Raw genomic sequence first — 11,194 nt, forward strand, 5'->3', positions numbered from 1 at the left:
GGAAAGCAGACATAACAAGGTGAAAGCCCTGCAATGGCTGCTGACTCACTCGTTTAGCGGTAAAGCACTGGCTGTCAAACGGGTGACTGAAAATAAAGGCAAAAAGACTCCCGGCGTGGACAATGTCACATGGAAAACGCCGGTGGCAAAGGCCAACGCGATAGTGTCGTTGAAGCGGCGAGGTTATTCGCCACTTCCACTTCGGAGAGTGTTAATTCCGAAGAAAAACGGTAAGACAAGGCCCCTCGGTATTCCGGCAATGAAATGCCGAGCCATGCAAGCGCTGTATCTGCTGGCGTTGGAACCAATTGCCGAAACCACCGCTGATCTGAACTCCTATGGGTTCAGACCGGAGCGCTCAACCGCCGATGCAGGCGAGCAATGCTTCATCTGCCTGGCAAAGAAAACACAGGCGCAATGGGTGCTGGAGGCCGATATTCAAGGCTGTTTCGACAATATCAGCCATGACTGGATGATCGCCAACGTCCCCACGGACAAAACGATGCTAAGGAAGTGGCTCAAGGCGGGATTTGTGTATCGACACGAACTCTTCCCTACGGAATCCGGCACACCGCAAGGGGGTATCAGTACGCCGCGTACGTTCTTGCATACTTTTCTCTCCGATGCCTGAGCCAGTCGACGTCTCGCTGGCGTTGAACCCGGGATCCGGATCAACCCGAAATACCACCAAAATCTCGTCCTTGTGAATTTCGACGCGTTTGACCAGGCCGCGGATGATCTCGCGTTTTGTGACGAAATCCAGTGTGCCCAATCGGTCATGGACAGCCGCGGCAAACTCTTCGAGACGATTAATGACGAGAAACAACTCGCGCTGACCCACCTGATGACGCCGTGAGTCCTGAATCTGCTGATCAAGCTGTTCCAGGCGGCGCTTCAAGTTCCGCATCTTCGGATCAAAGTCCGTTTTGTCGATCATACCCTCGGCATAACTATCGATGAGCCGCGACTTGCCTTTATCCAGCTGCAGTCGTTGTCGTTCCAGCGCTGCGGTATCAGGATTTGTTTGTTCTTTTTCTTCGAGCACACCCAGCCGGCGTTCATATTCATTCTTTAGCCTTCCAGGGTGCGCGAGCAGTTCAACAACCTGCTGCCAGACCAGTTCATCGAGACGATCCGTTCGTATTTGCTGATTGTCACAGACGCGTTCGCCACCAAAGCGGTAGGCATCGGTTCCAATGCAACGATAATAGGCATAGTCCCGGCGTTGGCCTTTGGCCGCTGCCTTGCTGACCTTTTTACCGTAATAGGCGTAGTGACAATGGCCGCAAACGGTCAAGCCCTGAAGCAGGTAGACCGCACCATGACGGCGCTGACGTGCTTTGCGATTCTCGGCAAGCTGCTCTTGAACAGACTGAAACAATCCTTCGCTGACGATTGCCGGTACGGATATCTCGACCCACTGACCTGGATCCGTACGTACGGTTGAATACCCCTTCCTGGGCACCTCGGCACTGTGGCGTTGTGCGCGTATCCGAGGTAAACGATCACGCGTCTGTGTTTTGCCAAAAGCAGCTCGTCCCATGTAGGCTGGATTTTGCAATATCCCCCACACGGTACTGCGATCCCAGTACGGTTTACCTGAGGCGGTTAAGGTGCCTGTTGCCCCAAGGCGCCGTACCACTTCGCCGATGCTCAGTCGCTCCATCCCAATCCACTGAAATATGGCTCTGACCGTCGCCGCTTGTGGCAATTCGATGACGTACTGTGCGGGTGCTCCATCAAGTTGCTTACGAATGTAGCGATAACCGTAGGGCGCAGTCGAAAGCACATTGATGCTGCCGCGTTTGGCCGCATGAAGCTCTGCCGCGACGATTGCGCTCCATGATTTTGGCACGTTCATATTCCGCGATCATGCCCTGCATTTGCAGCAGCAACGACTCCTCCGGCGTGACGCCAATGGCATGATTGAGAAACACAACCTGCACGCCACACGCCAATAGCTCTTCCATCAGCAATGCCTGATGAGCATATTTTCGCGACAGCCGGTCTGGGGACAGGACATAGAGACGTTCCACCAGACCAAGTGCAGCGCGGTCTCTGAGCCGTTCCAATTGTGGGCGAATCAGCGTCGCACCGCTGACGCCTGCGTCGACAAAGCGCATGTCCTCAACCACGTGGGCCCCATCGGCCAAGATCCGCTCTGTCAACGCGGCAATCTGGCTTTCAATCGTGCCGCGTTTAGCCTGTTGGTCAGAGGACACGCGGGCGTAGAGCGCCACCATCACAGTCTGGCTCATTGCTCACCTCGCTTGGCAGCACGATGCTTTGTCCCAGAGGGCTGGGATGGCGACAATTCTGAGGAAGCCCGCGATTCTGTCGGCTTAAGCTGCTCGTAGGCCCTCTCGAGCTGTTCACAAGAGAACCGATTTGGCTCAAAAGCCAGACGAATATGCCAGATACGCGACTTTCGACTCATGACTGAAGTCTCCCATCAGAGGGGGTAATGCCTTCAATGACGAGAACAATCTCGACGTCGGGGCATCCTGCATGCCTTGGGGCGAAACTGTCCCTGGCAATGCGCATCCCCCATTTTATCCGAGAGTTTGCTCTGTTGTTGCCGGCGTTGTTGCCTTGCTCTGCGGGGTGACGCCTTTATGTTCTTTCTGAATCTGGTCAACCCAGCGGCGCAATGCCGACTCACCAATGCCGAGTGAACGGCTGGCTTCGATGTAGCTGTAGTTTTGTTTGAGCACAAGGTCGGCAGCCTCGCGCTTGAATTCAGGAGTAAAGGAGCGGCGTTGTTTGGTCATCTGACACCTCGATCTGGCGAGCATTCTCGCCTAAATGGGTGTCCGGTAATGAGATGGTCACCCCCACACCCTGCGAGGGCTACGCTTTCTAGGGTGTTTTATTTTGGAGGCCATTATCATGAGCGAATTGGCACTGGTCGGTATCGATCTCGGCAAACACACTTTCCACTTGCACGGCCAGGACGTATCAGGTCGAGAGATGTTTCGCAAGAAACTCTCGCGCGTGCAGATGATGCGTTTTTTCGGCAACTGCCCCACTTGTACTGTCGTGATGGAAGCCTGCGCTGGTTCCCATTTCGTCGCCCGCGAACTGGCTACCATGGGACATGTAACCAAACTGATATCCCCGCAGTTTGTTCGGCCTTTTGTTAAAAGTGCGGATTCCACGGCCATCCGGCCACCTATTCCATGAACATCCGGCCACTGATTCCACGGTGATCCGGCCACCCGTTCCACGCTCATCCGGCCACCCTTAAAGCAGGCAGCAACGCAGGATTAATTCACTACCATCGACCTCTTTTATCGAAGCAGAGAGGTCGTCGTGGAGCGGTTATCCATGCGTAAGATTCGAGAAGTGCTACGTCTCAAATTCGAGGTCGGCCTATCTGCCCGCCAGGTCGCTGTCAGCTTGCAAGTGGGTCGAGCCAGCGTCGGTGAGTACCTCAATCGCTTTGCTGCCAGCGGCCTGACTTGGCCGTCTGCGCTAACGGACGCCGAGTTGCAACGGCGGCTTTTTCCACCGCCGCCCGCCGTTCCCAGCGATCAGCGTCCGATGCCCGACTGGGCATGGGCTCATGCCGAGTTACGTCGCCCCGGCGTCACCCTGGCCCTGCTTTGGCAAGAGTATCGGCTCACCCACCCGCAAGGTTTCCAGTACAGCTGGTTCTGCGAGCACTACCGCCTCTGGGCTGCCAAGGTCGACGTGGTCATGCGCCAGGAACACCGTGCCGGCGAAAAGCTGTTTGTCGATTACGCCGGCCAGACCGTGCCGGTCATTGATCGGCGAACCGGCGAGATCCGCCAGACGCAGATCTTCGTCGCCGTCCTCGGCGCGTCCAGCTACACCTTCGCCGAGGCCACCTGGTCGCAGAAACTGCCCGACTGGCTGGGCTCGCACGTACGCTGCTTCGCCTTTCTCGGCGGTACATCGCAGATTCTGGTACCGGACAATCTGCGCAGCGGCGTCACCAAGGCGCATCGCTACGAGCCGGATATCAACCCCAGTTACCGCGATCTCGCCGAGCATTACGGCGTAGCCGTGCTGCCCGCGCGCTCGCGTAAACCCAAGGACAAAGCCAAGGTTGAAGTCGGCGTACAGGTAGTCGAGCGGTGGATCCTGGCGGTGCTGCGCAACCGCCAGTTCTTCTCGCTGGGCGAACTCAACACAGCCATCGCGCTGCTGCTGGATCGCCTCAATCAGAAGCCCTTCAAGAAGCTGCCCGGCTCACGCCGGTCAGCCTTCGAGAGCATCGACCAACCGGCGCTGCAAGCGCTGCCGGAACACCCTTACGTCTACGCCGAATGGAAAAAGGTACGCGTCCACATCGACTACCACGTCGAGGTCGACGGCCATTACTACTCGGTGCCGTATCAGCTGGTGAAGCACCAACTCGAAGTGCGGCTGACTGCGCAGACCGTCGAGTGCTTCCACGCCAACCAGCGCGTGGCCAGCCACCTGCGCTCGCCGCATAAAGGCCGCCACACCACCCAAACCGAACACATGCCCAAGAGCCACCGCGAACACGCCGAATGGACGCCGCAGCGACTGATCTGCTGGGCAGAGCAGACGGGCCCAAATACGGCCGGCGTCATCGCCTACATCCTCGAACGCCGAATCCATCCGCAGCACGGCTTCCGCGCCTGCCTGGGCATCCTGCGCCTGAGCAAACAGCACGGCGAAGAGCGGCTGGAAGCCGCTTGTCAGCGTGCGCTGGCACTGGGCGCGTGCAGTTACAAAAGCCTCGAATCGATCCTGCGCCAAGGGCTGGAACGGCTACCGCTGGCCCAGCAAAACCTGCCGTTACTGCCCGAAGAACACATCAATCTGCGCGGCCCCGGCTACTACCACTGACCTGAAAAGGAGCACCAAAATGCTGCCCAACCCGACACTCGATAAGCTGCAAACCCTGAGACTGCACGGCATGATCAAGGCGCTTGGCGAACAACATGCAACGCCTGACATCAACGATCTCAGCTTCGACGAACGCCTCGGTCTGATGGTCGACCGCGAGCTGACCGAGCGCGAAGACGCACGCCTGACTACTCGCCTCAAGGCTGCACGACTGCGCCATAACGCCTGCCTGGAAGACATCGACTACCGCAGCCCGCGCGGTCTGGACAAGTCCCTGATCCTGCAACTGGGCAGCGGCCAGTGGCTGCGCGACGGCCTGAACCTGATCATCGGCGGCCCAACTGGCGTAGGCAAAACCTGGCTCGCCTGCGCGCTGGCTCATAAGGCCTGCCGCGACGGTTACAGCGTGCGTTATCTGCGCTTGCCGCGCTTGATGGAAGAGCTGGGCCTGGCCCACGGCGACGGCCGCTTCGCGAAACTGATGGCGGGCTATGCCAAGACCGACTTGCTGATCCTGGACGACTGGGGCCTGGCGCCGTTTACCGCTGCGCAACGGCGCGACATGCTTGAACTGCTGGACGACCGTTACGGCAACCGCTCGACGCTGGTGACCAGCCAAATGCCGGTGGACAAATGGCATGCGCTGATCGGCGATCCAACCTTGGGCGATGCGATCCTCGACCGGCTGGTGCACAACGCTTATCGGATCGAACTGAAGGGCGAATCGATGCGCAGGCGCGCAACGAAATTGACGGCGACAGAGACTTCAGACTAACAATGCAAACCTGCGTCGCTGCGCTCCGACTGCCCGGCCGGATGACCGTGGAATAGGTGGCCGGATGTTGGTGGACTGAGTGGCCGGATGGCGTGGAATGCCCATATCAACGCTGAAAGCGATTGAATTACTACGCTGCCGGCCTTCATGCTTTGCGCTGTAAAGGCGTCTGCGTTGGTTTAGAACTGAATGACCCGTTGATTCAGAAACGAGGAAGGAACCTACCCGAGGCAGGAGCCGTATGCGGTAGTTCCGCATGTACGGATCTGTGCGGGGGGCGGCAGGTAACTGCCGTCCCTACCGCGACCAACAATGTGCACGGACGAGGCGTACTTCAGATGGCAAAAATCAGGCGGGATGCTACTCGGCTGCGTCGTAGTCAAAGGCACATGCGAATAGGGCCTCTGTAGCCGCATAGTTCCCATAGCGACCTTGGGGACGTCCGCTCTCAGAAATCAGGTGTAGATGTTTGCGGGCACGGGAACCTACGACGTAGAGCAGTTTGTTAGCGGAATCCAAGCTTGCTGCCTCAGTGAAATGAGGCACCATCCCCTCAAGAAGGCCGAACGCGATGACCACATCGTACTCGGCACCTTTTACACCGTGGATCGTCGAAACGGTGATACCTGTCCGCTCGCGAAATACCTTCCTGAAGAAAGAGATGTCGTTGATGTACGGGGCTCCGTCCTTTTGGAGCCTGTCGATCCGAGATTGTGAGCTGCGAAAGAACGCATCGCGATGCTCCACCAATGCGGGGAAACTATTCAAGGCTACACCGAGTCGTTCAAGCAGTGCGGTGAAGGCTTGGTCAAGGTAGGCAATCCCATCCATCTCGGAGATTGAAATTGCGTTGCATTCCCTCAACAGGAGCCGCTGCGTCAGACGCGATGTATCAACGCCAAGATCAACCAAGTCGCTGATCACATCTCTTGCCCATCGCATGCGGCGAACAAGCATCTTCGGCGATGACTCAGTCAGGATGATTTTCGAAACTTTGAACCAGAAATTGTCTATATCGTTGCTAAAGGGGACTAAACCAGGGCCGTCAAACTGTTGATCCGGAAGCATCCGTACTAATTGACGCGTCGTCGATGCCAATAAAATCCACCATGGGGCTAGCACGCAGATCTCCTCAGGTGGATACCCTGCAGCGAGGCTTGCCTGGATCAGTCGTACTAGCTCGTCATGCAAATCGGGGAGTGTTACGTGCTGGTTGTACGAAACCTTGCTCGGAAACGACGCATTCGATCCTGCGCTCTCGATTGATGTCGGATAAACGTTGAAATTCAAGAAATGGGAAATGATCCTCTTGCTCGAACGGTAATTTCGGGTAAGTGCCATTTCTCTTATCGGGATGCCAGCTTTAGCACGAAAATCAGCCACCGGAATTGCGTAGCCACCGAGCGAGCCGTAGATAGCTTGGTTCGGATCGCCGACGATGAAGGTCTTCGTTCGCCCTGCTCCGGCACGCAAAATAGCAGTAAGAAGACCATACTGAATTTGCTTCGTGTCCTGATACTCGTCTACCAGAACATATGAGAAGACCGAAGCGAGAATCGATGCAATTTGCTTTTGATCGCGCATTAGTATCTGCGCATACCAAAGGATCAGCTCGAAATCGATCTGACGCGCGTCCGTGAGTTCGCGAAAATACTCGCCAAGAATTTTATGGAGTGTCTCATGCTTCCAAACATCTTTGCAGCCTAGGTGATAGCCCGTTTCGCTGAAGTAGTAATCGCAATCCCAGTGGGTGATCTTTGCGTAGGGCGCGCATAGCCGATCAAGCATGAGTTCGCGGTCGTGCTTGTCTAAAACTCGATAGCCGCGGGAAAGTTCTGGAAGGTAGATGCCATATGGCTTAATGATCCACTCGAGGCAAAATGAGTGAATGGTCCCGATCCACAGCTTTGACGTGTCAACGCCGAGATCTTCTATGCGCTCCTGGATTTCATCTGCAGCGCGGTGCGTATAAGTAATCGCCACGACAATCCGCTTGTCCATGCTCCGCGAAAGCTCATAAGCGATCTTATAGGTCAAAGTCCGAGTTTTTCCGCTACCAGGACATGCGATGAGGAATACGCTCGAAGGTTCTTCCACTGCGGCTGACTGCTCCGCGTTCAATTCACGGGGATCCCAGGCAAACATTAGGCAATGCCCGCCATGAACGAATTAATGGCATCGCCTGGTAACGCAAGGGCGACCGCAGCTTTTAGGAACATCAGATCGATTTCGCCGCGTTGGAAGCGCTCAACCTGCCCCCCGAGGAGTGCTAGTCGTGGTTGCCCTGAGGGATCGGCATGGATTTGGCGGGCAACTCGATAGTGTAGGATTCTGGTGAGCAGCAGAGGGGATATGTGCCCATGTGCGAAGTGAATGGCCTGCAGGATGTAGGGAGGGATCGCTACCTGATGGTCCAGTTCTTCGGCGAGCATGATTGCAAACCAGCCTTTCCCTTCATGCTCAGCCATCAACAGTGCACGAAAACCTACCAGATGAGGCTGACCTGATCGAAGGGCCTCCACCGCTTCATTGATAGTGTGCGGCGCTTTATAGATCTTACTCACTGCTCGAACAAACGCTTCCTCGTTGCCCGCTGACACGAGGTCAACTTCAAAGGTGTGTGGTGCATAGTAGACCGAGATCCAAGGGTTTCCAGCGACAAAGGCATCGAGGCCAACCTTGCGTTCGGCGCCAGCTTTTTGGGAACCTATCGCCTTGCGCTTCTTGCTTGCCAGAAATTCAAGGTCAGTTGGCTGCGGCGTCACATCAAAGAAGGTGGTATCAAGGTCAGTGACTATCGCACAGCGCTTGCGGATTCGGAGGTCGTGAAAAAGGACCGCGACGTTTTTGAACCCCGTGCTGCGTATGTTGATGACGCTAATACCCAACTCATCAACGCTCAGCCCTAGCAGCTTCTTCACCAAGACTGGGATCAGTATCTCCTCCGCATCGCCTTCAACGAGCAGCACGCTTTTAGCGAACAGCAAATTGCTACGAACGGCATCCAGATATCTCTGGATGCTTCTCACCTCTGATGGCTCGAGCCCCGTAGCGGGTTGATAAGCCTCGCAATATGAGCCTTGCCGTCCCAGAATGTTGACGTTACTCACATTGCTCACTTCGGAGATGTGGGCCGAATGCGTCGTGTAGATGATCTGGGCATCGCTGTAGGAAATACGGTCGAACAGAGTTTTCTGGATGTGGGTGTGGATGTGCGCTTCGGGCTCCTCTATTAGCAGAAAATTGGCAATGGCAAGCTTCTCGCGCTGATACTTGAACTCAAGGAGTTTCAGCGTCAGGTAGATAAGGTTCGCTCCGCCCAAGCTCAGCTCATGGATACCACCCTCATACCCGTCATCGGTCTCGCCGACGAAGAGGCGCAGCGACTGAAATAATTTTTCTGCTTCGTCTGGTAGGTCAGATTTGATCGAAAGCGAAGCAGGCGAATAGGTTTCTCCGGCCGCATCCTTGATGGTTTCCCGAATGTGGTTACGAACCGACTGCACGTCTTCGAGGCCTTCGATAGAGGCATTCAGGTTCCTGACCATCTCGGTTATGGGAAGCATCGACACTGGATCGATCTCGCCGCTCTTGCTTTTAAGAAGCGTAAACAACGGGTTCGTTCGGTTGTTGTGAAACTCGGCCACGACATCCCGAAGGGCCTGGATGAAGGTCAGTGACACTTCTTTCGTAACCGAGAGAAATCCGGGGACTTTAGCCCCTATCTCAGGAAATTCAGTCTCGGCACTGAAAATACACGTATCGAAATCGCCCACGATCGATTGGTAGACGGAGGGGTCACTGAAATCGGCACCGCTTCTTCCTGTGAACACAGTTTCGTAGTCGTCAATCGTGATGGCATTACGTATTCTCGTAAGCTCTTCATCATCAAAAACATCGAGAGCAGCCAGCTTGAGCCGGATCTCCTTTTTCGGACGGAAGATGAGGTTATAGGTGGCCTTCGCCAGCGGTCCGCCTTCGAGCGCAGCCGTGCCATGAAGGAATAGCGCCTGCACGGCTTCGTCAGCGCTGATCTCTTCGAACTCAACACTGATGATGATCCAGTGGCCTCGCCATTCGCCGAGCGATCGGCAGAAGTCCGATTCCTCCAGTCGATAGGCGGCACGCACCATGGTGTCATCCAGTAGTAGACGGATTGCGCGTAGGATATTGGACTTACCTGCGCCATTCTCGCCGATGATGGTGTTGACGCCCCGCTGAAACTTCAGCGTTGTATTGCTGAAGTTTCGGTAGTTGACCAAAGTCATTTTGGAAATGTGCATAATTCTCCAGAGCGCCAACACTCATAAACAGCCTTGTTCGTTTGTGAGCGATGGTAGCGTGAGGGGGAATGATTTTCCCACAGAAACCGCTTGCAGGCGCCAGCAGTAGGCGCAGCGATTGCGCTGCTTCGCAATAGCTTTATCACATGATTGCAAGTGTTGGGGCGCAGGCCAAAACGTGCTCCAGCTGACGTCATCGTATTCGTCAGGGTTGACGGACATGAAGATTTCCACCGACTCGCCTAGCCCTTGCAAGTGTTTTTCTATTTCCTAAAGAAATTTGCTCGTCCCACAGGAGAAGCTTAATTAGGGCCTCCTGGATAACATTGGGCGGCCATAAAGCCAGGACGCTGACTACTGCAACTCGCATCTTTATATACGCACTGATGTCATCTGCCGAACACTCAACGCTCTGTTCAGTTCCATGGTCATTCTGGCTAGACACCATATAGGTTCTTTGATTCGGTGATGGAACTTGCGAAAAGAAAACTGATGATGCTCGAAAAGCCAGACAGGCCAGGCTAATCTTGAGTTCCTCCAGATTGCGGATCAAGAATGTCGAGTAGCATATTGTCGTGCGATGCGCGTGTTGCCCTGTAGAACATGCACCGAGCTAGAAGGATCCTTTTCATGCTTCGGGCGGAGGCAAGGTGCCTGGGCTCCACAGAGATTGTCGCGGTACTGCCACTCCTGATATCGGTCACCTTTAGGTGGTAGCGCCCAATCAAGCCGTCCTCACGCATGGTGTGGCCTAGGCATTTGAAAGTGAGAGAGGTTTCTGACAAGTTGGTCTCCGATAGCCTAGGCATGGCTAGGGTAGTAGCGGGTACACAGGGCCTTAGTTGATCGAAAAATCTTCAGGGTTACAGCTGTTGTCTACCTGACATTTATTGGCCGGTACCCAAGGACCCTTTGGCTCTACTGCGTCAAGGCGATGTATTGTCAGAACGCCGGCGTAATAACTGCCGGGTACTCCCGGGAAGCCAGCTTTCTCACCGTCTTTGAAGTGGCCTTCATAAATTGGAACGATCTGGCCGTTTTGTGGAGCAAGGCTTACCGAAACACGCCCCGAGGGACTGCAATGAATGATCATTACGGCGTTCGTGCGATGAGCGTTTGCTGACTCGTCAAATACGCGAACGATGTCATGTCCACCAGACTTGCGACAGCTTCTTCCTGGGATGGACGCTGAGACGCCTTCAGCGCTGGTTTCACTGCCCAGGGTCGAAGGCATGTAGAAGTCCAAACTTAGTCCGATCAACGCGTGTTCTGGAAGGGGCGAGAGTCGATCCTC

7 protein-coding genes and 3 pseudogenes are annotated in these 11,194 nt (G+C 55.3%); 4 read left to right on the forward strand and 6 right to left on the reverse strand.

What is annotated here, in order from left to right; translation table 11 throughout:
- Positions 1–595, forward strand: a pseudogene (locus tag GIW04_RS21405) (reverse transcriptase domain-containing protein); the annotation flags it as partial.
- On the opposite strand, the gene GIW04_RS21410 reads toward GIW04_RS21405, so the two are convergent.
- The 3 genes and pseudogenes from GIW04_RS21410 to GIW04_RS21420 all read right to left on the reverse strand — a co-directional run.
- On the reverse strand, positions 506–1,861 hold the full coding sequence (locus GIW04_RS21410; RefSeq protein ID WP_329607631.1) for a recombinase family protein: 1,356 nt from the start codon (positions 1,859–1,861) through the stop codon (positions 506–508). The pseudogene GIW04_RS21405 and the gene GIW04_RS21410 sit on opposite strands and share 90 nt — an antisense overlap.
- Positions 1,749–2,258, reverse strand: coding sequence for a recombinase family protein (locus GIW04_RS21415; protein WP_200806984.1), 510 nt, complete (start codon positions 2,256–2,258; stop codon positions 1,749–1,751). The genes GIW04_RS21410 and GIW04_RS21415 overlap by 113 nt, the downstream gene beginning before the upstream one ends.
- 321 nt (positions 2,259–2,579) lie before the next feature.
- Positions 2,580–2,771 (reverse strand): annotated as a pseudogene (locus tag GIW04_RS21420) (transposase); the annotation flags it as partial.
- 118 nt (positions 2,772–2,889) lie between these two features.
- Between GIW04_RS21420 and GIW04_RS21425 the strand changes: the two are divergent.
- From GIW04_RS21425 to istB, 3 genes and pseudogenes are all read left to right on the forward strand, one after another.
- A pseudogene (locus GIW04_RS21425) lies at positions 2,890–3,147 on the forward strand (IS110 family transposase); the annotation flags it as partial.
- A gap of 180 nt (positions 3,148–3,327) precedes the next feature.
- Positions 3,328–4,842 (forward strand): IS21 family transposase, encoded by a 1,515-nt coding sequence (istA, locus tag GIW04_RS21430; protein ID WP_236479178.1) that lies wholly within the window; start codon positions 3,328–3,330, stop codon positions 4,840–4,842.
- 19 nt (positions 4,843–4,861) lie between these two features.
- Positions 4,862–5,617, forward strand: coding sequence for an IS21-like element ISPsy14 family helper ATPase IstB (gene istB, locus GIW04_RS21435; RefSeq protein WP_025163932.1), 756 nt, complete (start codon positions 4,862–4,864; stop codon positions 5,615–5,617).
- A gap of 360 nt (positions 5,618–5,977) precedes the next feature.
- On the opposite strand, the gene GIW04_RS21440 is transcribed toward istB, so the two are convergent.
- From GIW04_RS21440 to GIW04_RS21450, 3 genes are all read right to left on the reverse strand, one after another.
- The gene (locus GIW04_RS21440; RefSeq protein ID WP_032902225.1) at positions 5,978–7,762 is read right to left on the reverse strand and encodes a UvrD-helicase domain-containing protein; all 1,785 of its coding nucleotides are present in this window, start codon (positions 7,760–7,762) and stop codon (positions 5,978–5,980) included.
- Complete coding sequence (locus tag GIW04_RS21445) at positions 7,762–9,900, reverse strand: ATP-dependent nuclease (protein ID WP_032902226.1); 2,139 nt, start codon at positions 9,898–9,900, stop codon at positions 7,762–7,764. The genes GIW04_RS21440 and GIW04_RS21445 overlap by 1 nt, the downstream gene beginning before the upstream one ends.
- Positions 9,901–10,738: 838 nt before the next feature.
- The coding region (locus GIW04_RS21450; RefSeq protein ID WP_236479179.1) for a hypothetical protein at positions 10,739–11,194 on the reverse strand (456 nt) is incomplete at its 5' end.

The organism is Pseudomonas sp. PA-4-8C, from assembly GCF_021606625.1.
Lineage (GTDB): Bacteria > Pseudomonadota > Gammaproteobacteria > Pseudomonadales > Pseudomonadaceae > Aquipseudomonas > Aquipseudomonas lactis.

Coding starts and splice junctions, on each gene's coding strand:
- GIW04_RS21410 (WP_329607631.1), bottom strand. CDS start 1,861: ATGAACGTGCCAAAATCATGGAGCGCAATCGTCGCGGCAGAGCTTCAT.
- GIW04_RS21415 (WP_200806984.1), bottom strand. CDS start 2,258: ATGAGCCAGACTGTGATGGTGGCGCTCTACGCCCGCGTGTCCTCTGAC.
- istA (WP_236479178.1), top strand. CDS start 3,328: ATGCGTAAGATTCGAGAAGTGCTACGTCTCAAATTCGAGGTCGGCCTA.
- istB (WP_025163932.1), top strand. CDS start 4,862: ATGCTGCCCAACCCGACACTCGATAAGCTGCAAACCCTGAGACTGCAC.
- GIW04_RS21440 (WP_032902225.1), bottom strand. CDS start 7,762: ATGTTTGCCTGGGATCCCCGTGAATTGAACGCGGAGCAGTCAGCCGCA.
- GIW04_RS21445 (WP_032902226.1), bottom strand. CDS start 9,900: ATGCACATTTCCAAAATGACTTTGGTCAACTACCGAAACTTCAGCAAT.